This window comes from Thermacetogenium phaeum DSM 12270 (genome assembly GCF_000305935.1).
GTDB lineage: Bacteria > Bacillota > DSM-12270 > Thermacetogeniales > Thermacetogeniaceae > Thermacetogenium > Thermacetogenium phaeum.
The window spans coordinates 2591685-2613194 of sequence record NC_018870.1; the positions used below are offsets into that span (position 1 = coordinate 2591685).

Sequence of the window (21510 nt, forward strand, 5' to 3'; positions counted from 1 at the left end):
ACCCCTTACTTACTTCCCCTTAACTCCGGCTTTGCCGACCTTGCGCCTGACCACTTCGTCCTCGTACTTGATTCCCTTCCCTTTATAAGGCTCGGGTTTGCGTACGCTTCTGATCCGGGCGGCCAGGGCTCCCACCTTTTCCTTGTCGATCCCCTTCACCACGACCTTATTGGCCGCAGGAACCTCTATTTCCAGGCCCTCCTCAGGCTCGATCTCCACCTGGTGGGAATATCCTATGGTCAGCACCAGCTTTTTCCCCTGTTTCGCAGCACGATAACCGACGCCGACCAGGTCGAGACTCTTACTGAACCCTTTGGTCACCCCGTCCACCATATTCTGGACCAGCGTTCTGGTCAGACCATGGAGGGAGCGGTGCTGTTTCTCATCGGAAGGGCGTTTGACAAAGAGCTTATCGCCCTCGATTGACAATTCGATATCGGGGTGCATTTCCTTGGTAATTTTCCCTTTCGGGCCCTTAACCTCGACCAGGTTCTTCTCGAGCTTTACTTCAACTCCTGCCGGTATTGTCACCGGAAGGCGTCCCACTCTGGACATGGTGCCACCTCCCTTACCATATATAACAGATTACTTCGCCACCGAGGCCCTCCTGCCTGGCCTGCTTATCGGTCATCAAGCCCTTGGACGTGGAAATCACGGCCACACCGAGACCGCCCAGCACTTTAGGAATCTCATCTTTCTTGACATAGACGCGCAGACCCGGTTTGCTGATCCTCTTCAGGCCAGAAATCACCTTCTGGCGGTTCGGCCCGTACTTCAGATAGAGGCGCAAGATTCCCTGCTTGCCGTCGTCCACAACCTCGTAGGTCTTGATAAATCCCTCTCTCTTCATGATTTCCGCCAGGGACTTTTTCATATTCGATGCAGGCACTTCCACGCGTTCCCGATAAACCTGGTTTGCATTGCGAATCCTTGTCAGGAAATCTGCAATGGGATCCGTCATCATCTTCTTCAACCTCCTTAGTGCCGTCTTACCAGCTGGCTTTGACAACCCCGGGGATCTCACCCCTAGAGGCAAGCTCCCGGAAACAGATACGGCACATTCCAAATTTGCGCAGGTAAGCGCGTGGCCTGCCACAAAGAGGGCACCTGTTGTAAGCCCTGACTGTGAATTTAGGCTTTCTCCGCTGCTTCGCAATAAGCGACTTTTTGGCCACCTATTTCCCTCCTTTTTCATCCCGATTTATTCCCGGAAAGGCATCCCCATGAACCTCAACAGCTCCCGAGCTTCTTCATCGGTTTTCGCCGTTGTGACGATGGTTATATCCATGCCGCGCACTTTATCGATCTTGTCGTACTCAATCTCCGGGAAGATCACCTGCTCCCTCAAGCCAAGGGTGTAATTCCCCCTGCCGTCAAAGGATCTCGCCGAAACCCCGCGAAAGTCCCGGACACGCGGCAGCACCACGTTAACCAGCTTTTCCATAAAATCATACATTCGGTCACCGCGCAGGGTGACCTTGCAGCCGATCTTCATCCCCGCCCGCAGCTTGAATGCTGCAATTGATTTTCTGGCCTTCGTAACGATCGGGCGCTGACCTGTGATCTGCGCCAGATCGTTCACCGCAGCCTCCAGGGCCTTGGGGTTCTGAATCGCTTCGCCTACCCCCATATTGATAACTATCTTCTCCAAACGGGGAGCTTCCATCACGTTGCGGTAGTTGAACTTCTTCATCAGCTGGGGGATGACTTCGCTGCGGTAGCGTTCTTTTAGACCCATCTGCTGCTCCCTCCTTTACCATAACCACTACTTATCGATAATTTCCCCGCACCTCTTACACGCCCGATAGTATCTGTCGTCGACCAGTTTCTTGGCAACCCTGGTAGGCTTGTCGCACTTGGTGCAGACAAGCATCACGTTGGAGCTGTCAATGGGCGCCTCTTTCTCAACAATACCTCCCTGAGGGAGGGCCTTTGTCGGCCTGGTGTGTTTTTTAACCACATTTACCCCTTCCACTATAACCTTTCTCCGGGAAGGGATGGCCTGCAGCACCTTTCCCCTTTTGCCGGCGTCTTTGCCGGTCAGGATGTAGACTGTATCCCCTTTGCGAACATGCAGCTTGACCTGAGACATGGTTTCACCTCCGCTCCTAGAGGACCTCTGGCGCCAGGGAAATTATCTTCATAAAATCCTTTTCGCGCAGCTCACGCGCTACAGGGCCAAAAATTCTCGTCCCGCGGGGGTTTTTCTCGTCGCTCAAGATCACTGCGGCGTTTTCGCTGAACTTGATGTAGGAACCGTCCGGTCTGCGGATCTCCTTCTTCGTCCTGACCACCACAGCTTTGACGATATCCCCTTTCTTAACCATACCCCCCGGTGTGGCGTCCTTGACGCTGGCTACAATAACATCACCGACGGAGGCGTAGCGGCGCATAGAACCGCCTAAAACCCTGATGCACATGAGTTTTTTGGCTCCTGTATTATCTCCCGCTTTCAATATTGTCTGTGGCTGGATCAATTACTTCATCCTCCTTTCCAGGCGGCCCTACTTCATCGGCGCGCTGCAGAATCTCTACCACCCGCCATCTTTTCTCCTTGCTCAAAGGGCGGGTCTCCATGATCTTCACCTGGTCACCGATCCGGCACTCATTGTTTTCGTCATGAGCCTTGAATTTCTTAGTGCGCCGGACAATTCGACCGTAGAGAGGATGCTGTACCGCAGTTTCGACTGCAACAACAACAGTTTTATCCATCTTATCGCTGACTACTCTTCCGATCCGCGTTTTGCGCCTCGCTCGCTCAGCCAAATCGACACCCCCTATCTGCCCAGGCCAGACTCGATATTCTCTCCGCGCTGACGCATGATCTCCCTTTCCCGGATAATGGTCTTCGCCCGGGCAAAATTACGCTTAACCTCACGGATGCGCATAGGGTTCTCCAGCTGACCCGTCGCCAGCTGGAAGCGCAGGCGGAACAATTCGTCCTTCAGGTCGATTAATTTCCTCTGCAGTTCTTCGTCTGTCAGCTCTCGCAGTTCCTTAACCTTCTTCACCGGCCTCACCACCTGCTTCCTGCCGTTTGATAAATCGGGTTTTGACGGGCAATTTGTGGCTTGCCAGACGCATGGCTTCACGTGCTACATCCTCTGAAACTCCGGCCAGCTCAAAAAGCACCCGGCCAGGTTTCACCACAGCTACCCAGTAATCGGGCGTTCCCTTTCCACTGCCCATTCTTGTTTCCGCCGGCTTGGCGGTAACAGGCTGCTGAGGGAAAATCTTGATCCAAACCTTCCCTCCGCGCTTGATGTAACGGGTCATGGCAATACGAGCAGCCTCGATCTGCCGGGCGCTGATCCATCCGGCCTCCAAAGATTGAAGACCGTACTCACCGAAAGTCACCTCACATCCGCGCTTGACTTTCCCCTTCGGGCGGACTAAGTGCGGCTTTCTATACTTAACCCTCTTAGGCATTAACATTTACGCTCCGCCCCCTTCTGCAGCATCACCTTTTTCCTGTGCTGACGGATTTTTCTCGGGCAGTACCTCTCCCAGGTAAATCCAGACTTTAACCCCGATCTTTCCGTACTGGGTGCTGGCTTCTGCAAATCCGTACTCGATATCGGCACGCAGGGTGTGGAGGGGAACTTTGCCTTCGCTGTACCACTCAGAACGGGCCATTTCCGCGCCGGCCAGCCTTCCGCTAACGGCAATCCGGATTCCCTGCGCTCCCATCCGCATTGCCCTGAAAACAGCCTGCTTCATCGCCCTGCGAAATGCCACGCGCTTTTCCAGCTGGGCTGCCACACTTTCGGCAACCAGCTGCGCGTCAAGTTCCGGCTTCTTTACTTCCACAATGTTGACGCTGACCTGCTTGCCGGATAGCTTCTCCAGGTCTTTGCGCAGAGCCTCCACCTCGGTTCCTCCACGCCCGATAACGATACCGGGCTTGGCGGTATGAATAGTAACCCGCACGCGGTTTGCCGCCCGCTCGATCTCAATTCGAGAAACACCGGCAATATAAAGGCGCTTCTTGATATAATTCCGGAGCACGATATCCTCATGGAGCAGCTCCCGGTAATTCTTATCGGCATACCACCTGGAATCCCATTCCTTGATGACACCCAGGCGAAGCCCCTTAGGATGCACCTTTTGTCCCAACTTCACCCCTCCTTTCGCTCTGCAACGACTACCGTGATGTGACTCGTTCTTCTGCGTCTGAGGTCTGCCCTACCCCGTGCCCTCGGCCTGTAACGCTTGAGGGTTGGCCCCTCGTCTACAAAGATTCTTTTGATATAGAGATCATCCCGGTCGAGGTTGTAGTTATGCTCGGCGTTGGCAACAGCAGATTTGACAACCTTGGTAATGGGTACTGCTGCTCTCTGCGGCATGAAGCGCAAAATTCCCAGCGCTTCGGCTACGCTTTTCCCCCGCACCAGGTCTGCTACCTGCCTTACCTTGCGCGGGGAAATCCAGATATAGCGCGCTACAGCCCTTGCTTCCACAATACCTCACTCCTTCTACTTGAGCGCAGTCGAGCGTTCGGTGTGGGCGCCGTGGCCGCGGAAATGTCGGGTCGGTGCAAATTCACCCAGTTTGTGTCCCACCATGTCCTCGGTGATGTAGATGGGAACATGCCTCCGCCCGTCATGCACCGCTATCGTATGGCCAACCATCTCCGGAAAAATCGTCGAACGCCGCGACCAGGTTTTGATCACCCTTTTTTCGCCCTTTTCATTCATTTCAACGATCTTTTTTAACAACTTCGGGTCACAATAAGGCCCTTTTTTGAGAGAACGACCCAAGCTTGCATCCCTCCTCGGGCGCCACTTACTTCGCGCGCCGCTTGATAATGAACTGATCAGAGGCCTTGTTCTTTTTGCGCGTCTTGGCACCTAAAGCCGGCTTGCCCCACGGCGTTACCGGATTGCGGCCGATCGGCGATTTCCCTTCACCACCGCCGTGCGGATGGTCAACAGGATTCATCACGACGCCGCGCACGGTCGGCCTCACACCCATCAGGCGCTTCCTTCCTGCTTTACCGTAGCTTATATTCTCGTGGTCGACATTGCCGACCTGTCCCACGGTGGCTTTGCAGTCGGCGTGGATCATCCGCATTTCCCCTGAAGGCATCCTGATGGTGGCATAATCACCCTCCCTGGCCATCACCTGGGCAACGGCCCCGGCCGAGCGCACCAGTTTGCCTCCGCCCCCCGGCTTCATCTCAATATTATGAACCAGAGTCCCGACTGGAATATTGCGTAAGGGGAGGGCATTTCCCGGCTTAATATCGGCATCTTTGCCCGAGATTACGGTGTCTCCCACCTTAAGCCCCTGCGGAGCCAGGATGTACCGCTTTTCCCCGTCCGCGTAGTTGAGCAGGGCAATATTGGCGGAGCGGTTTGGGTCGTATTCCAACGTCGCCACCCGGGCAGGAATCCCATCCTTATCCCGTTTGAAGTCAATAACCCGGTAAAAGCGCTTGGCACCTCCACCCCTATGGCGCACCGTAATGCGTCCCGTGTTATTACGCCCCGACTTTTTTCGCAAAGGCTCGATCAGGGACCTTTCCGGTTCCACATCACTCAGTTCCTCAAAAGTAAGCACGCTCATATGGCGCCTTCCGGGAGATGTCGGTTTGTATTTTTTAATACCCATCATTGTCCCTCCTTCCGCTGCCGTAATCATTACTCTGACTAAGAGAGTAGCCCCTCGAAGATGTCGATCTTATCACCCGGTCTTAAGGTAACAATCGCTTTCTTGCGTTCCGGTGTCCGGCCCTCATAACGGCCAACCCGCTTTTTCTTCCCCTTGACGTTGATCGTATTTACCGAAAGAACCTTGACCTTAAAGAGATCCTCAACAGCCTTTTTAATCTCAATCTTGTTCGCCCTTTTATCCACATAAAAGGTGTACTTGTTCTGTTCCTGGGCCAGATTCACCGCTTTTTCCGTCACCAGTGGCCTGATGAGGACGTCATGCGGACTACGCATTGCCGAGCACCTCCTCGATCTTGTCCAGGGCTTCCCGGGTTAAGACCAGCTTATCAGCCAACAGCACATCATAAGTGTTCAATCGCTCCGCCATGGTCAACCGCACTCCCGGAATGTTGCGCGTCGCCCTTTCTACCAGCGGCATCTCCCTCCCGGTAACGATCAGGGCATTGGACACGGCGTCTAAGGACTGCAAAAGTTTAATGGCTTCTTTGGTCTTCGGTTCCGGAAGCTGAATATCTTCGATAACGATCATGGCTCCCTCATTCGCCCGGGCCGACAGCGCCGATTTCAGAGCCAACCGGCGCATCTTGCGCGGCATAGCCTGTCGGTAGCTGCGGGGCTGGGGACCAAAAACGATCCCTCCCCCACGCCATAAAGGCGACCGAATGCTTCCAACCCGCGCCCGGCCAGTACCCTTTTGCCGCCAGGGTTTGCGGCCGGTTCCCTGAACCTCACCGCGCGTTTTGGTTGCAGCGGTTCCGGCTCTCCTGTTGGCCAGGTGACGCACTACAGCCTGATGGAGGACGTGCTCATTGACCGGGACGCCAAAGACATCATCCCGGAGTTCTACTTCTCCGATCCTGACACCTTCTGTATTGAACAATGCTGCTTTGGGCATTCCTTCTCCTCCTTTCCGGCTATCGCGCCGAATTTTTAATCAGGAGCAGTCCCATCCGGGGTCCAGGGACTGCTCCGCGCACCAGCAGGAGATTGTGTTCGGGATCAACCTTGACAACCTTAAGGTTTTTCACCGTTCTCATTTCCCCGCCTGCTCTGCCTGGTAGCTTTCTTCCCTTAAAGACCCGCGCAGGCCCCTTTGCCCCCAGAGAACCGGGCCTGCGGTGGTATTTTGAACCGTGCTTCATAGGCCCGCGGTGGAAGCCGTGTCTCTTGATGCCTCCGGCAAACCCTTTACCTTTAGTGACACCCTGGACATCTACGTAGTCGCCGGGGTTGAAAATATCAACCTTCACTTCCTGACCCACTTCATAACTGTCTACGGCATCGCTATCAAGGCGGATCTCTTTAAGGAAACGGAGCGGCTTGACACCACTTTTAGTGAAATGGCCGCGCAAGGGGCGGTTCAACTTATTGGCTTCAACCTCTCCAAAACCGAGCTGTAAGGCGGCGTATCCATCTCGCTCCGGAGTTTTCTTTTGAACGACATAGCAGGGACCCGCTTCTATTACGGTCACCGGCACCGCCTTTCCTTCCTCATCAAAAACCTGCGACATGCCTACTTTGCGGCCGAGTATACCATTGGACAATTTCTTCACCTCCTAATCCCCGACCATCCGGCAATTTAGAGTTTAATCTCGATATCAACCCCTGCCGGAAGGTCGAGACGCATGAGGGCATCGATCGTTTTCGGAGTCGGTTCCATGATGTCGATCAGCCGTTTATGGGTGCGCATCTCAAACTGCTCCCGGGAATCCTTGTTTACATGGGGAGACCGCAAAATAGTAATGATACTCTTTTCCGTCGGCAGCGGTACGGGCCCTGAAATCAACGCCCCTGTGCGCCTTGCCGTTTCTACGATCTTCTGGGCTGACTGGTCGAGGATTTTATGATCAAACGCCTTCAGCCTAATGCGTATCTTCTGGCGCGCCACTCTCATCCCTCCTTAAGCAGACCTCGCCTCTCTTTCCGGCTTCTTTTTTAAGAAGCCGGGGTTGCTTATTCGATGATCTTGGTTACCACACCGGCGCCCACAGTACGGCCTCCCTCACGAATAGCGAAGCGCAGGCCCTCTTCCATGGCAATGGGGGTGATCAGCTCGACTTCCATGTTCACATTGTCACCGGGCATAACCATTTCCACACCTTCCGGCATCTTAATGACTCCTGTCACGTCGGTAGTCCGGAAGTAGAACTGCGGCCTGTAACCCTCAAAGAACGGTGTGTGGCGACCGCCCTCCTCCTTCGTCAATACGTAGACCTCTCCCTTGAACTTGATGTGCGGCTTTACCGAACCCGGCTTGGCAATAACCTGACCACGCTCCACCTCTTTCCTGTCTACACCTCTCAGGAGCACACCGATATTATCTCCGGCCATACCCTGATCCAGCAGCTTGCGGAACATTTCCACACCTGTTACGACGGTCTTGCGCGGCTCATCCTGGAAGCCGATGATCTCAACCTCATCCCCGACCTTAACAACGCCGCGCTCGACCCTGCCGGTAACGACGGTGCCGCGTCCGGTAATCGTAAAGACGTCTTCAATCGGCATCAAGAAGGGCTTATCAATGTCCCGCTGCGGTTCAGGGAAGTATTCATCAACAGCATCCATCAGCTTGAGAATGGCGCTGCAGTGCGGGCAGTCCTCTTTGCCGCAGCCGCACTCCATGGCCTTGAGAGCACTGCCGGCAATGATCGGGATCTCGTCCCCGGGGAACTCGTACTCGCTCAGAAGCTCCCGGACCTCCAGCTCAACCAGCTCCATCAGCTCGGGATCGTCAACCATATCGGCCTTGTTGAGGAAGACCACAATCCTGGGCACCCCAACCTGACGGGCAAGGAGGATATGCTCGCGAGTCTGCGGCATGGGCCCGTCGGCGGCGGAAACGACCAGGATCGCCCCGTCCATCTGGGCCGCCCCCGTGATCATGTTTTTAATGTAGTCGGCGTGCCCCGGGCAGTCCACATGGGCATAGTGGCGCTTTTCGGTTTCGTATTCAACGTGAGCAATGGCAATAGTGATCCCGCGCTCCCGCTCTTCCGGAGCCTTGTCGATCTCCCCGTATTCGGTTGCGTTAGCCAATCCCTTCTGACTGAGGACCTTGGTGATCGCCGAGGTCAGAGTGGTTTTGCCGTGGTCGACGTGACCAATCGTCCCGATGTTCACATGCGGCTTGGTACGCTCAAACTTCTTCTTTGCCATCTCTCAATCCTTCCTTTCTAAAATGTTAAATTTATTAATAGTATCATCGCTTAAACAGCGAAGCCGTATCCCCGCATCATCATAAGATGCTTGCTGATATCCTGAGGCGCCTGGGCATAGTGATCGTACTGCATCACGTAGTTACCACGCCCCTGCGTGATCGACCTCAGGTCTGTAGCATAGCCGAACATTTCCGCCAGCGGCACCAGCCCTCTGATCACCTGCTGGTTGCCGCGGAGTTCCGTCGACTCGATCTTGCCCCGCCGTGAGTTAAAGTCACCGAGTACATCTCCGAAGTACTCTACGGGAACGGTGATCTCTATGCGCATAACCGGCTCCAAAAGCACCGTTTTGGCTTTTTCAGCTGCATCACGGAATGCCATGGCTCCCGCAATCTTAAAAGCTATATCCGAAGAGTCCACCTCATGGAAGGACCCTCCCACCAGAACCGCCTTAACGTCTACTACAGGATAGCCCGCCAGCACACCGCTCTCCATTGCCTCTTTGATCCCGCTGGTGATGGCGGCGTAATACTCTTTCGGGATTATCCCTCCTGTAGTGCGGTCCTCAAATTCAAAGCCCTTACCAGCAGGAAGAGGCTCTATCTCCAGCACAACATGGCCGTACTGACCATGGCCTCCCGTCTGCCGGATGTATTTCCCCTCTCCCCGGGCTTTACCCTTGATGGTCTCTTTATAAGCGACCTGCGGTTTGCCGACATTCGCCTCCACATGAAACTCCCTCAAGAGGCGGTCAACGATTATTTCCAGATGCAGTTCACCCATCCCGCTGATCAGCGTCTGACCTGTCTCGTGGTCCGTGTGAATACGGAAAGTCGGGTCTTCCTCGGCAAGACGGTGCAGAGCCGTGCCTATCCGTTCCTGATCCGCTTTCGTTTTCGGCTCGATAGCAACAGATATTACCGGGTCTGGGAAAGACATCGCTTCTAAAATTATCGGCTCATCTTCCCGGCACAGGGTGTCTCCGGTCACGGTCTCTTTCAGTCCAACCGCCGCAATGATCTCTCCCGTATGGGCGCTTTCGACATCCTGGCGGTGGTTGGCATGCATTTTCAGCAATCGGCCGATCCGTTCCTTTTTCTTCTTAGTAGCGTTGAAGACGACATCCCCGCTCTTCAGCGATCCGGAATAGATGCGCAGGAAAACCAGCTTGCCCACATAGCTGTCCGTCTGCACCTTGAAGGCCAGAGCGGTCAGCGGCTCTCCGTCGCCTACCTTCCTCTCGATGCTCTCCCCCGTCTCCGGATCTATGCCTCTGACCGGAGGCACGTCCAGAGGTGAGGGCAGATAATCCACAATCGCATCGATGAGCGGTTGCACTCCCTTATTATGGAACGATGATCCGCATAAAACAGGAACGAGCTTACAGGACAAGGTGCCTTTCCTGATGGCCGCCTTAATCTGATCTTCAGTTATCTCATTTCCCTCCAGATAGTTGACCATCAGCTGATCATCAAACTCGGCAAGGGCCTCCAGCAGGTGCTCCCTGTAAAAGCGCTTCTCGGCCAACAGCTCCTCCGGAACAGAAGTCTCCACATAATTCGTCCCCAGTTCATCCTGATAGATGATCGCCCTGTCCCGAACGAGGTCGATAACCCCCTTGAAGGAGCTTTCGCAGCCGAGGGGAAGCTGTATCGGCACCGCATTTGCCCGCAGGCGCTCGCGGATCATCTTCACCGAGCGAAAGAAGTCGGCCCCGATGCGGTCCATTTTGTTCAGATAAGCGACGCGGGGAATGCCGTACCTGTCCGCCTGCCTCCAGACGGTCTCCGACTGCGGCTCCACCCCCGCCACTGCGTCGAAGATGGCGACCGCTCCGTCAAGCACACGCAGACTGCGCTCAACCTCCGCCGTAAAGTCCACGTGCCCGGGCGTGTCGATAATGTTAATAATAAAATCACGCCAGCTGCAGGTTGTAGCCGCAGACATAATGGTGATTCCCCGCTCCTGTTCCTGCACCATCCAGTCCATGGTTGCAGAGCCGTCGTCGACCTCGCCGATCCTGTAAACGCGACCGGTATAAAAGAGAATGCGCTCGGTTGTCGTTGTTTTGCCGGCATCGATATGAGCCATAATACCGATATTTCTTATTTTTTCAAGAGGAACCTCACGCCCCATGCACACATCCCTCCTTTCCGTATATATTTTAATACATAATTACCAGCGGTAATGGGCAAAAGCCTTGTTGGCCTCCGCCATCTTATGCGTATCCTCTTTCTTCTTCACAGCCGCTCCCGTATTATTGGCGGCATCCATAATCTCCGCAGCCAGCTTCTCCTGCATGCTTTTTCCGGAGCGGGCTCTGGCATAGTTCACCAGCCACCTGATCCCCAGAGTCTGGCGGCGCTCCGGTCGCACCTCCACAGGCACCTGATAGTTGGCACCGCCGACCCGCCGCGCCCTTACCTCGAGCACAGGCATAACGTTTTTCAACGCCTGCTCAAAAACCTCCATCGGATCCTTTTTCGTCTTTTCCCTGATCAGGTCAAATGCCCCGTAACAGATCTTTTCGGCAATGCTTTTTTTCCCGTCCCACATGACCTGGTTCACCAACTTGGTGAAAACCCTGCTGTTGTAGAACGGGTCCGGTGGCACCTCACGTTTGGGAACACTACCACGGCGTGGCACCTCTCGACTTCCCTCCCTTCCTTCGTACGGTATTAGGATAAGGCTATCGGCTTTCTTTCTCCGTATTTTACCCGCTTAGTTACCCCAACTACACTTTAGCTGCCTTAGGCCTTTTGGTTCCATACTTCGACCGGCCGCGATTTCTTCCCTGTACACCTGCTGCATCCAGCCCGCCCCTGATGATATGGTAGCGGACACCGGGAAGATCCTTGACCCGGCCACCCCTCACCAGCACTACGGAGTGTTCCTGCAGGTTATGCCCGATGCCGGGGATGTACGCCGTTACCTCCATCCCATTGGTCAGGCGCACCCTGGCCACTTTCCGCAGGGCCGAGTTGGGCTTCTTCGGTGTCGTGGTATACACCCTGGTGCATACACCGCGCCTCTGCGGGCAGCCTTTCAAGGCTGGAGCGTCAGACTTCTTCCGCTCCGTCTTGCGGCCTTTGCGGACCAACTGATTTAGCGTTGGCACGAAAACACCTCCTTTTATTCAAACATCCCTTTCGGCAATCTTACTTATTCAATAACTGCCGCCGAGGCTGCTCCAACCTTGATGCCGCATGTCTTTCCCAGTTCCTGCATCGATTCTACATAAACTACTTCCACGCCCTTTTCTTCACACAGTCTGATCAAAGGGGAGGTAACCCTCTCTTCGGCATCTTTGGCGATATAAACGATTCGCGCTTGGCCTCTCTCAACTGCTTTTAGGGTTTGCTTGGTTCCCACCGTTCTCCGGCGAGCCTGAGCCAGCCTCTGCATCCCCCTCACCTCTCCTCGATTTTAACGTACAGAGAGCAGTTGAGATGGTCCCGGGCAAAATCGCAATGATGATTTTATCACCCGGACAAGAACCTTGTCAACACCTGCCTGAAAATACGTTCGGGTTGACGCCTGCTCCCGTAATTAATTTATCTTTGCCCTTGCCGGCGCGGTAACGTCCAGGAGGTTGCCGCGCCGGCAAGACAAACCTTCTTTTCATTGGCACCGGCGGCAGTAGAACGGCCTGTCAAAAATTCTACACCGTCTGCCTCAGCTGATGTGCGGGACCTGCAATTCCCCGCTCCCTTCCTCCAGCACTGCTCCGGACGCCTTTTGGTCCGCTGGAGTGCCAGCTTCTTCTCCCGCTTTTTCGGAATCTTCCACTTCCTGATTGTATACCTTGATACTGCGGTAGCGGGACATCCCCGTACCCGCCGGGATCAACTTTCCGATGATGACGTTTTCTTTGAGGCCGAGCAGAGGATCGATCTTCCCCTTGATGGCAGCTTCGGTCAAGACCCTCGTTGTCTCCTGGAAAGAAGCCGCCGAGAGGAAGGAATCCGTTGCCAGAGAGGCCTTGGTAATTCCCAGGATCACCGGTTTGGCTGTTGCTGGCTTCTTCCCTTCGGCAATAGCTCTGGCGTTTTCGTCTTCCAGTTCAAAGGCATCGATGAGCCCTCCAGGCAGCAGCTCCGTATCCCCCGGATCCTCAACCTTGACTTTGCGCAGTATCTGCCTGATCATGACCTCAATATGCTTGTCGTTGATATCCACTCCCTGCATCCGGTAAACGCGCTGCACTTCTCGCAGCAGGTAGTCCTGAACGGCGCGCACACCCTTTACCTGCAGGAGGTCGTGGGGGTTGATGGAGCCTTCGGTCAGTTCCTGTCCGGCTTCTACATAGTCACCATCTTCCACCCGCAGCCGGGAGCCGAAGGGTATCTGGTAGACATGCCTTTCTCCTTCCTCACCCAGGAGTTCGACCTCTTTCCTCTCTTTATCTTCCCTGATCTTGACGACGCCGTTGCATTCGGCGATTATGGCCTGCCCCTTGGGTTTGCGCGCCTCGAACAGCTCTTCAACGCGCGGCAAACCCTGAGTAATATCCTCTCCGGCAACACCACCCGTATGGAAAGTGCGCATGGTAAGCTGGGTCCCCGGTTCGCCGATAGACTGAGCAGCCATGATGCCCACAGCCTCACCGATGTCCACAGGGTATCCGGTAGCCATATTTCTGCCATAGCACTTCCTGCAGGTTCCGTAGCGAGTCCGGCAGGTGAGCACGCTGCGGATCTCCACCTTTTTGATCCCGGCCTGGACGATGCGTTCGGCATCATCCTCCGTGATCTCCGCGTCTGCCGGGACGATCACCTCACCGGTTTCCGGATGGACAATCGGTTTTAAGGCCGTTCTGCCGATGATCCTCTCCTCTAAGGACTCAATGACGTCATCCCCGTCTTTGATGGCTTCGACGATAAATCCCTCTGTAGTGCCGCAGTCATCCTCCCGCACGATGACATCCTGAGCAACATCCACCAGCCGTCGGGTCAGGTAACCGGAGTCCGCCGTTCTTAAGGCAGTGTCCGCAAGCCCTTTCCTGGCTCCGTGCGTCGAGATGAAGTACTCCAGTACCGTCAGCCCCTCCCTGAAGTTGGACTTGATGGGAAGGTCGATAATCTGACCGGAGGGATCCGCCATTAAGCCGCGCATTCCAGCCAGCTGTCGGATCTGCTGGATATTGCCCCGGGCGCCGGAAATGGCCATCATGTAGATAGGGTTCATGGGATCGAGGTGCTCCAGCAGGGAATCGGTCACCTCATCAGTGGCCTTCTTCCAGATCCCGGTTACCTTCTCGTAACGCTCATCTTCCGTAATCAGCCCTCTTCTGTACTGCTGCTCTACCTTTTCAACATCGCTTTCGGCTTTGGCGATGATTTCCTCTTTGTCAGGAGGGATGGTGACATCGGTCACCCCCACGGTAATCCCCGCCTTCGTGGCGTAGGTAAACCCCAGTTTCTTAATACCGTCGAGGAGCTTTGCTGTTCGCCCGTAACCCAGTTTGCGATAGCACTTATGGATGATCTCGGCCAGCTTTTTCTTCCCCACAACTTCATTATAGTACCCCAGTTCAGGCGGGATCACCTGGTTGAAGATCAGCCGGCCCACAGTCGTCTCGATGATCTTGCCGTTGTAGCGCACTTTGACGTGGGAATGCAGGTCGAGCTCCTTGCTTTCGTAGGCAAAGATGACTTCATCGGCATCCCGGAAGTATTTTACTTTACCCTTATCCTGGTCACCTTTTTTGTCAATGGTCAGGTAGTAGCAGCCGAGCACCATGTCCTGAGTGGGAGCAACCACCGGACGCCCATCCTTCGGGTTGAGGAGATTGTGAGCCGAAAGCATGAGAACACGAGCCTCCGCCTGAGCCTCAGCAGACAGAGGAACATGAACGGCCATCTGGTCACCGTCGAAGTCGGCGTTATAGCCTGTGCAGACCAAGGGGTGAATCTGAATCGCCCTACCCTCAACCAGTATCGGCTCAAAAGCCTGAATCCCCAGCCTGTGCAGTGTGGGCGCACGGTTGAGAAGCACCGGGTGCTCCTTGATAACATCCTCTAAAACGTCCCACACCTCAGGACGCGCCCTTTCCACCATGCGCTTGGCGCTCTTGATGTTGTGAGCAAAGCCCCTTTCTACCAGGCATTTCATAACGAAAGGCTTAAAGAGCTCCAGCGCCATTTCCTTGGGAAGACCGCACTGATGAAGCTTCAACTCGGGCCCGACGACAATCACAGAACGCCCGGAGTAGTCCACCCTCTTTCCCAGGAGGTTCTGGCGAAAACGACCGTGTTTGCCCTTCAGCATATCGCTGAGAGACTTCAACGGTCTGTTTCCCGGCCCGGTCACCGGGCGGCCGCGCCTTCCGTTATCGATAAGCGCATCGACTGCCTCTTGGAGCATCCGCTTTTCATTCCTGACGATGATATCAGGAGCTCCCAGGTCCAGCAGCCTCTTCAGCCTGTTGTTGCGGTTGATTACCCTGCGATAAAGGTCGTTGAGGTCGGAGGTAGCAAACCTGCCGCCATCCAGCTGCACCATCGGCCGCAGCTCCGGCGGGATCACCGGAATAACCTCAAGGATCATCCACTCCGGCCGGTCACCCGATTTCCGGAAAGCCTCCACCACTTCCAGGCGCCGAATCGCCCGAACCTTCCGTTGACCTGTAGACTCCCGGAGTTCCGCCCGCAATTCTTCGGACAGCTCATCCAGATCAATCTCTTCCAGCAGCTCTTTGATGGCTTCGGCCCCCATCCCCGCACGAAAGCGGTTGCCGTACTGCTCCTTCAGCTCCCGGTACTCGGATTCCGTCAGCAGCTGTTTTTTCGTCAGGCCCGGAACATCACCAGGATCGAGCACTATATAGGAAACGAAGTAAAGAACCTTTTCCAGAGAGCGGGGGGACATATCCAGAATAAGCCCCATGCGGCTGGGGATCCCCTTAAAATACCAGATATGGGATACAGGTGCCGCCAGCTCGATATGCCCCAGCCTTTCCCGCCGCACCTTGGAGCGGGTAACCTCCACCCCGCAGCGGTCACAGATAACGCCTTTATAACGAACACGCTTATACTTTCCGCAGTGACATTCCCAGTCTTTGGTAGGACCGAAAATTCGCTCACAGAAGAGTCCGTCCCGTTCGGGTTTTAGTGTGCGGTAATTGATGGTCTCCGGTTTTTTCACTTCCCCACTAGACCAGGCCCGGATTTGCTCTGGAGAAGCAAGGCCGATCCGGATACGCTCAAAGATCTGATTGCTGACCTCTACTTCCGGCAAAGAAAATCGCTCCTTTCTCAATCTCCACGCCGTTAGAACTAATTATCTTCCTCGCCGATCGGGAGGTCAAGGGCGGAATTCCTTCCCTTTGCTTCGAGGTGCGCCTTCCTCGATCTCCCGCCTACAATCTCGTCCTCATCTAACAGAAGGTCATCTGGATAATCGGATACCTCTTCACCATAGTCGGGTTCTTCATCGATCTCCGCATCCGGCAGCTCTGCCTCTGACTCGGCATCCGATTCCTCGCTTATTCCCCCTTCAAGGTCATCTTCGGTCTCTTCTTCATCCTCATCTTTCCCCTCAGCTTCATCCAAGGCAGGAGCGGTGGCCTTTTTGACCTTGACAGCGCTCCTTTCCCGCCCCAGATCCAGTTCCAGCTCTCTTGCCGTTTCGCCGATATCGTCATCATCGTCCTTTATTTCGATCTCCTCGTTAGTCTCCGAAAGGACGCGCACATCCAGGCAGAGACTCTGCAGTTCCTTAATCAACACCTTAAACGATTCCGGGACTCCCGGCTCCGGCACATTTTCACCTTTCACTATAGCCTCATAAGTTTTAACCCTTCCGACAACATCATCGGACTTGACGGTCAGAATCTCCTGCAGGGTATAGGCGGCGCCGTACGCCTCCAGCGCCCAGACCTCCATCTCGCCGAAGCGCTGCCCGCCGAACTGGGCTTTACCCCCTAATGGCTGCTGGGTCACCAGGGAGTAAGGGCCGGTCGAACGGGCGTGGATCTTGTCGTCTACCAGGTGCGCCAGCTTGAGCATATAGATATAACCCACAGTTATCTCACTATCATACGGCTCGCCTGTTCGTCCGTCATAAAGTACGGTTTTGCCGTCCCTGGGGAGCCCTGCCCGCTCCAGGGTATCCATAATATCATCTTCCACCGCTCCATCGTATACCGGAGATGCGGTGTAGATCCCCAGCTCCTGAGCCGCCCGGCCCAGGTGGCACTCGAGGATCTGGCCGATGTTCATACGGGAGGGAACTCCCAGCGGATTCAGAACGATCTCTACCGGCGTTCCGTCGGGCAGGAAGGGCATATCCTCTTCGGGGAGGATCCGCGAAATAACCCCCTTATTGCCGTGCCTTCCCGCCATTTTATCACCTACGGAAATCTTCCTTTTTTGGGCGACATAGACGCGCACCAGCTTGTTGACTCCGGGAGGGAGTTCATCCCCATTCTCACGGGAGAAGACCTTCACATCAACCACCCGCCCGGACTCGCCGTGCGGTACCCGCAGAGAGGTATCCCTCACCTCCCGCGCCTTCTCGCCGAAGATGGCGCGCAAGAGACGCTCCTCCGCCGTCAGTTCGGTTTCCCCTTTAGGGGTCACCTTTCCCACCAGAATATCCCCAGGTCGAACCTCGGCTCCAACACGGATGACCCCTCTTTCATCAAGGTCTTTCAAAACATCTTCCCCTACATTGGGGATGTCCCGGGTGATTTCCTCCGGCCCCAGCTTGGTATCCCGGGCATCGCACTCGTATTCCTCTATATGAATGGAAGTAAAAAGGTCTTCTTTAACGAGCTTCTCGCTGATGAGAATGGCATCCTCAAAGTTGTAGCCCTCCCACGGCATGTAGGCCACCAGGACGTTTCTCCCCAAAGCCAGCTCCCCTCCGGCGGTGCAGGGGCCGTCGGCAATCACCTCACCGCGCTCAACGCGCTGGCCTTTCTTGACGATGGGCTTTTGATTAATGCAGGTACCCTGGTTGGAGCGGGCAAACTTTGCCAGTCGGTAAGTCTTCTTCTTGCCGGAGTCACCTTTAATAACGATCTCGTCTGCGGTGACCCTCTCGACAACGCCTCCCTCTTCACTGGTGACCACAACGCCTGAATCATGAGCAACTCTGTACTCGATGCCGGTACCCACCAAGGGCGCTTCGGTACGCAAGAGCGGCACCGCTTGGCGCTGCATGTTGGCGCCCATCAAGGCCCTGTTGGCGTCATCGTTCTCCAGAAAAGGTATCAGGGCGGCGGCAACGCTGACCACCTGTTTGGGGGAAACGTCCATGTAATCCACCTCTGAGGTGGGCACAACCAGAATCTCCTTGCCGCGCCGGGCATCAACACGCGGTGTAGTGAAGCGCCCCTCCTCATCGAGAGGAGCGTTCGCCTGAGCAATAATATATTCTTCTTCCTCGTCAGCAGTCAGATAATGTATCTCATTGGTGACGATCCCCTTCTCCTTATCCACCTTTCGATAAGGGGTCTCGATAAATCCGTATTTGTTAACCCGGGCATAAGTGCTCAAAGAACCGATCAAACCGATGTTGGGGCCCTCCGGCGTCTCGATCGGGCACATTCTGCCGTAGTGGGAATGATGCACATCCCGTACTTCAAAACCCGCCCGCTCCCTGCTTAATCCTCCCGGGCCGAGAGCGCTCAAGCGGCGCTTATGGGTCAGCTCTGCCAGCGGGTTGGTCTGGTCCATAAACTGAGAAAGCTGGCTGCTGCCAAAAAACTCCTTAATGGCCGCCACAACCGGACGGATGTTAATAAGGGCCTGCGGCGTGATGGTATCCATATCCTGGATCGTCATGCGTTCCCTGACAACCCGTTCCATGCGCGCCAACCCGATCCGAAACTGATTCTGCAAAAGCTCACCGACAGAGCGCAGCCGCCTGTTCCCTAAGTGATCGATGTCGTCAGCAGTTCCCTCACCCCTTATCAGCTTAAGAAAATAGTCGATAATTGCCAGGACGTCCTCGGGTGTTAAGCATCTGCTGTTGTGAGCTTCGGGATCCAGTTTCAGCTTCTTGTTGAGCTTATAGCGACCCACCTGACCAAGGTCATAGCGGTGAGGGTCAAAAAAGAGTCCCTCCAGCAGCGCCCGGGCGCTTTCAATGGTAGGCGGTTCACCGGGGCGCAGCCGCTTATAGATCTCTACGAGGGCATCTTCCCGGTTTTGGGTAGTGTCCCGCTCAAGAGTGTTTCTTAAGAATTCGTCATCGCCGAAATAATTCAAAATATCTTCATTAGAGGAATACCCCAAAGCGCGGATGAGGATGGTTACCGGAAGCTTGCGCGTTCTGTCTATGCGCACATAGATGCAATCGTGGATATCTGTTTCCAACTCCAGCCAGGCACCCCTATTAGGGATGACGGTTGCCCCATAGGTTCTTTTCCCGGAGGCGTCTCCGGAAACATGATAATAAACACCGGGAGAGCGTACGAGCTGGCTGACAATCACCCGTTCCGCCCCGTTGATAATAAAGGTCCCCTTCTCTGTCATGAGGGGAAAATCACCCATGAACACATCTTGTTCCTTGATTTCCCCCGTCTCCTTGTTCGTCAGGCGCACTTTGACCCGCAGCGGAGCGGCATAAGTGACATCCCTCTCCTTACACTCCTCAACACTGTACTTGGGCTCACCTAAAGAGTAATCAATAAATTCCAGGCTCAAATTGCCTGTGAAGTCCTGTATCGGAGAGACGTCACGAAAAGTTTCTCTCAAGCCCTCCTTCAAGAACCACTCGTAAGACTGCTGCTGAATCTCAATCAAGTTGGGCATTTCCAGAACTTCAGAAATTCGCCCGTAACTCCAGCGAACCTTCCGTCCCACCTGAATCGGTTTTGGATAAGCCATCCGCCATCCCTCACCTTAAAAGAAAGTTAAAACCGATTTCTTCACAAAAACGGACTTATTGGTTGCGATAACTACATTATACCCTTCCTACCTGCATTTCAAACCTCAACCACTGCTACAACAAGTCAACATCTTCCCAATAGACATTCTAAAATAATAGCACATTATCTACAAGGTGTCAACGTACCGCGATCCTGAGTCATCCCCACTTTTTCAGCCCGTCCCGCCTAAGAGATCCGCCACGTGCCTGAAAACTAAGGACTTTAAAGAGGGTAGCTTCCGCCAAAACTTTTGTTTCCAGGAACAGAAGATATAAAAGCCTACCCGGAAAGAAGCAAGGGTGCGTTTCTTTTCGGTGTTCGCCATAAGCCTCCGGTGAAGCCCTCCTTTTTCGGCCCAAAGGCCGATTACTGTGAGAAGAAAATAGGCATAGGCCATAACGAGAAGAAGACGGTTGTAACGCCCCGCAGACGAGAGTACAAGCCCCCGCAGCTTAAAGCTGTTACGCTCATTCTTAAGGTCTTTAAAGAATTCTTCCACTTCCATCCGCAAGCCATACCAGGCAATGATCCTGGAGAGCGGTTCGTCTTTTACATTCGTTGCCAGAAGCCAGGGCTCTTTTTGCTTTGCATCAAGGCAAACAACAATTCGCACCGGCCAGCGTTCTGTTTTGTGGTAACTAACTACCCCCAGGTCTGTTTTTGTGCCCCGAGGAAGCTTCAAGGTACCCAGTGTTCCCTTGAAGCTTTCAGATTCCACCCATACCTTCGTCTGGGTCTGACCACGAACTTAAACTTAAGTTTCCCCAGGTGCTGTAAGAACGTCACCCTGGCAAAGCCCCGGTTGGCAAGGATTACCACCCTGTACCGCCCCGGGGGGAGGATTTCCCTTAAAGCAGATACGAAATTGTCTCTATCCTGTTCTGGTTTAGGGTAAGTTTCGCTTATGTCGCACAACAGTCCAGTAAATCGGAAGTGCCCTTCCTTTGGCAATGATTCCTGCAGCAAGAACCTGGTGCTTGCCATCGTGGAGGTCGGTCCAGTCTATCGCTACCAGAACAAGCTTCCTCGGCCCGATTATCGTTCGCACCAGCGCTCTTGCAAGCTTTTTTTGTGGGAATGCGATTGTTTCCTAAGAACCGGTCTACCCTTTTGATCCTGTGCTTTTCTGCTGTTCTCGCAGGCAGTGCCCTGCCTAAAGAGGCAACACCGAGACGCCAGGTGCACATCAGGGCAAAGACTAAAACGGCCAGGGTTTTGATTTGGGTCTTGTGAATTCCTTGGAGCCATGTTATAAAGAATTTGACAAAACTCGATAACTTCATATTGTGGATCCCCCCTTAGCTGGAAATGCTGTTTACAGCTAAATTCGCGGGGGGATCCTTATTTTCCTGCTTTTTTCTCTTGTTTTCTTCTTTTTGCTCCTGTTAAAAACTGGGGATCACTCAGGCGTTTTCTTTCCTTTTGTCACCGGACTGTGATATTGTCACCCTGTAAGCAGACTGAGAAAATGTCAATATGAGGGGAGAAATCTTTTTGAGTGCTTAAGAGTTCCGCAGGTTTAATAGTTCATGCTCCTCTGCAGTATCGGCGGTCGATTGTCCCAAGAGGATTGTCCGCCAAATTGGGGAGGCACACCCCGCTCAAGCAGAACCCGTCCACGCAAAAAACATCCTCTATCTCGCTTAGAGCAAGGTGATTGACGTAGTTCTCCTGGCTTGGGTTGATGAGATCAGCCTTGTCTGACAAGGCCACCTGACCCGGATGATATTGAGCTTATTTATCAAGATTCACCGAAGTATATTAAACATAATAACACGAAATACCCGCCCGTCAAGGC

General features: G+C 54.2%; 26 protein-coding genes. All 26 read right to left on the reverse strand.

What is annotated here, in order from left to right; translation table 11 throughout:
- Positions 1-9: 9 nt before the first annotated feature.
- Positions 10-555 (reverse strand): 50S ribosomal protein L6, encoded by a 546-nt coding sequence (rplF, locus tag TPH_RS12745; RefSeq protein ID WP_015051605.1) that lies wholly within the window; start codon positions 553-555, stop codon positions 10-12.
- A 13-nt stretch (positions 556-568) separates the two neighbouring features.
- Positions 569-964: a 30S ribosomal protein S8 gene (rpsH, locus tag TPH_RS12750; RefSeq protein ID WP_015051606.1), complete on the reverse strand. Its 396-nt coding sequence runs from the start codon at positions 962-964 to the stop codon at positions 569-571.
- Positions 965-989: 25 nt separating this feature from the next.
- Positions 990-1175 carry a type Z 30S ribosomal protein S14 gene (locus tag TPH_RS12755; protein WP_015051607.1) on the reverse strand — a complete coding sequence of 62 codons (186 nt, stop codon included), beginning with the start codon at positions 1173-1175 and terminating at the stop codon, positions 990-992.
- Between the two features lie 26 nt (positions 1176-1201).
- A complete protein-coding gene (gene rplE / locus TPH_RS12760) occupies positions 1202-1738 on the reverse strand; it encodes a 50S ribosomal protein L5 (protein ID WP_015051608.1) in 537 nt (178 codons plus the stop codon).
- A gap of 27 nt (positions 1739-1765) precedes the next feature.
- Entirely contained in the window at positions 1766-2092 is a 327-nt protein-coding gene (gene rplX / locus TPH_RS12765; protein ID WP_015051609.1) for a 50S ribosomal protein L24, read from the reverse strand.
- A gap of 16 nt (positions 2093-2108) precedes the next feature.
- Positions 2109-2477: a 50S ribosomal protein L14 gene (gene rplN, locus TPH_RS12770; protein WP_015051610.1), complete on the reverse strand. Its 369-nt coding sequence runs from the start codon at positions 2475-2477 to the stop codon at positions 2109-2111.
- Positions 2440-2766 carry a 30S ribosomal protein S17 gene (gene rpsQ, locus TPH_RS12775; RefSeq protein WP_015051611.1) on the reverse strand — a complete coding sequence of 109 codons (327 nt, stop codon included), beginning with the start codon at positions 2764-2766 and terminating at the stop codon, positions 2440-2442. Before rpsQ ends, rplN begins: the two co-directional genes overlap by 38 nt.
- 11 nt (positions 2767-2777) lie before the next feature.
- Positions 2778-3011: a 50S ribosomal protein L29 gene (gene rpmC / locus TPH_RS12780; RefSeq protein WP_015051612.1), complete on the reverse strand. Its 234-nt coding sequence runs from the start codon at positions 3009-3011 to the stop codon at positions 2778-2780.
- Complete coding sequence (gene rplP / locus TPH_RS12785) at positions 2998-3435, reverse strand: 50S ribosomal protein L16 (RefSeq protein WP_015051613.1); 438 nt, start codon at positions 3433-3435, stop codon at positions 2998-3000. Before rplP ends, rpmC begins: the two co-directional genes overlap by 14 nt.
- Positions 3436-4116, reverse strand: a complete 681-nt coding sequence (gene rpsC / locus TPH_RS12790) for a 30S ribosomal protein S3 (RefSeq protein WP_015051614.1) — start codon at positions 4114-4116, stop codon at positions 3436-3438.
- A gap of 2 nt (positions 4117-4118) precedes the next feature.
- On the reverse strand, positions 4119-4460 hold the full coding sequence (gene rplV, locus TPH_RS12795; protein WP_015051615.1) for a 50S ribosomal protein L22: 342 nt from the start codon (positions 4458-4460) through the stop codon (positions 4119-4121).
- Positions 4461-4475: 15 nt separating this feature from the next.
- On the reverse strand, positions 4476-4760 hold the full coding sequence (gene rpsS, locus TPH_RS12800) for a 30S ribosomal protein S19 (RefSeq protein ID WP_015051616.1): 285 nt from the start codon (positions 4758-4760) through the stop codon (positions 4476-4478).
- 25 nt (positions 4761-4785) lie between these two features.
- Positions 4786-5613, reverse strand: coding sequence for a 50S ribosomal protein L2 (rplB, locus tag TPH_RS12805; RefSeq protein ID WP_015051617.1), 828 nt, complete (start codon positions 5611-5613; stop codon positions 4786-4788).
- A gap of 38 nt (positions 5614-5651) precedes the next feature.
- Entirely contained in the window at positions 5652-5948 is a 297-nt protein-coding gene (rplW, locus tag TPH_RS12810) for a 50S ribosomal protein L23 (RefSeq protein ID WP_015051618.1), read from the reverse strand.
- A complete protein-coding gene (gene rplD / locus TPH_RS12815) occupies positions 5941-6570 on the reverse strand; it encodes a 50S ribosomal protein L4 (RefSeq protein WP_015051619.1) in 630 nt (209 codons plus the stop codon). The genes rplW and rplD overlap by 8 nt, the downstream gene beginning before the upstream one ends.
- A gap of 19 nt (positions 6571-6589) precedes the next feature.
- Positions 6590-7219 (reverse strand): 50S ribosomal protein L3, encoded by a 630-nt coding sequence (rplC, locus tag TPH_RS12820; protein ID WP_015051620.1) that lies wholly within the window; start codon positions 7217-7219, stop codon positions 6590-6592.
- Positions 7220-7254: 35 nt separating this feature from the next.
- Positions 7255-7563, reverse strand: coding sequence for a 30S ribosomal protein S10 (gene rpsJ / locus TPH_RS12825; RefSeq protein WP_015051621.1), 309 nt, complete (start codon positions 7561-7563; stop codon positions 7255-7257).
- Positions 7564-7628: 65 nt separating this feature from the next.
- Positions 7629-8831, reverse strand: a complete 1203-nt coding sequence (tuf, locus tag TPH_RS12830) for an elongation factor Tu (RefSeq protein ID WP_015051622.1) — start codon at positions 8829-8831, stop codon at positions 7629-7631.
- A 50-nt stretch (positions 8832-8881) separates the two neighbouring features.
- Positions 8882-10969: an elongation factor G gene (gene fusA / locus TPH_RS12835; RefSeq protein WP_015051623.1), complete on the reverse strand. Its 2088-nt coding sequence runs from the start codon at positions 10967-10969 to the stop codon at positions 8882-8884.
- Positions 10970-11008: 39 nt separating this feature from the next.
- Complete coding sequence (gene rpsG / locus TPH_RS12840) at positions 11009-11479, reverse strand: 30S ribosomal protein S7 (protein WP_015051624.1); 471 nt, start codon at positions 11477-11479, stop codon at positions 11009-11011.
- An 88-nt stretch (positions 11480-11567) separates the two neighbouring features.
- On the reverse strand, positions 11568-11951 hold the full coding sequence (rpsL, locus tag TPH_RS12845) for a 30S ribosomal protein S12 (RefSeq protein WP_015051625.1): 384 nt from the start codon (positions 11949-11951) through the stop codon (positions 11568-11570).
- Between the two features lie 44 nt (positions 11952-11995).
- Entirely contained in the window at positions 11996-12238 is a 243-nt protein-coding gene (locus tag TPH_RS12850) for a ribosomal L7Ae/L30e/S12e/Gadd45 family protein (protein WP_015051626.1), read from the reverse strand.
- A 270-nt stretch (positions 12239-12508) separates the two neighbouring features.
- Positions 12509-16072 (reverse strand): DNA-directed RNA polymerase subunit beta', encoded by a 3564-nt coding sequence (gene rpoC / locus TPH_RS12855; protein ID WP_015051627.1) that lies wholly within the window; start codon positions 16070-16072, stop codon positions 12509-12511.
- A gap of 38 nt (positions 16073-16110) precedes the next feature.
- Positions 16111-19671 (reverse strand): DNA-directed RNA polymerase subunit beta, encoded by a 3561-nt coding sequence (gene rpoB, locus TPH_RS12860; protein WP_015051628.1) that lies wholly within the window; start codon positions 19669-19671, stop codon positions 16111-16113.
- Positions 19672-19884: 213 nt separating this feature from the next.
- Positions 19885-20430, reverse strand: a complete 546-nt coding sequence (locus tag TPH_RS12865; RefSeq protein ID WP_015051629.1) for a hypothetical protein — start codon at positions 20428-20430, stop codon at positions 19885-19887.
- Positions 20431-21239: 809 nt separating this feature from the next.
- Entirely contained in the window at positions 21240-21419 is a 180-nt protein-coding gene (locus TPH_RS15245; protein ID WP_148275921.1) for a hypothetical protein, read from the reverse strand.
- Positions 21420-21510: the final 91 nt, after the last annotated feature.

What these genes read in the sequence shown, in the direction of transcription:
- rplB (WP_015051617.1), bottom strand. Translation starts at nt 5,613, where the DNA reads ATGGGTATTAAAAAATACAAACCGACATCTCCCGGAAGGCGCCATATG.
- rplF (WP_015051605.1), bottom strand. Translation starts at nt 555, where the DNA reads ATGTCCAGAGTGGGACGCCTTCCGGTGACAATACCGGCAGGAGTTGAA.
- rplW (WP_015051618.1), bottom strand. Translation starts at nt 5,948, where the DNA reads ATGCGTAGTCCGCATGACGTCCTCATCAGGCCACTGGTGACGGAAAAA.
- tuf (WP_015051622.1), bottom strand. Translation starts at nt 8,831, where the DNA reads ATGGCAAAGAAGAAGTTTGAGCGTACCAAGCCGCATGTGAACATCGGG.
- fusA (WP_015051623.1), bottom strand. Translation starts at nt 10,969, where the DNA reads ATGGGGCGTGAGGTTCCTCTTGAAAAAATAAGAAATATCGGTATTATG.
- rplE (WP_015051608.1), bottom strand. Translation starts at nt 1,738, where the DNA reads ATGGGTCTAAAAGAACGCTACCGCAGCGAAGTCATCCCCCAGCTGATG.
- rplP (WP_015051613.1), bottom strand. Translation starts at nt 3,435, where the DNA reads ATGTTAATGCCTAAGAGGGTTAAGTATAGAAAGCCGCACTTAGTCCGC.
- TPH_RS12850 (WP_015051626.1), bottom strand. Translation starts at nt 12,238, where the DNA reads ATGCAGAGGCTGGCTCAGGCTCGCCGGAGAACGGTGGGAACCAAGCAA.
- rplD (WP_015051619.1), bottom strand. Translation starts at nt 6,570, where the DNA reads ATGCCCAAAGCAGCATTGTTCAATACAGAAGGTGTCAGGATCGGAGAA.
- rpsH (WP_015051606.1), bottom strand. Translation starts at nt 964, where the DNA reads ATGATGACGGATCCCATTGCAGATTTCCTGACAAGGATTCGCAATGCA.
- rpoB (WP_015051628.1), bottom strand. Translation starts at nt 19,671, where the DNA reads ATGGCTTATCCAAAACCGATTCAGGTGGGACGGAAGGTTCGCTGGAGT.
- rplX (WP_015051609.1), bottom strand. Translation starts at nt 2,092, where the DNA reads ATGTCTCAGGTCAAGCTGCATGTTCGCAAAGGGGATACAGTCTACATC.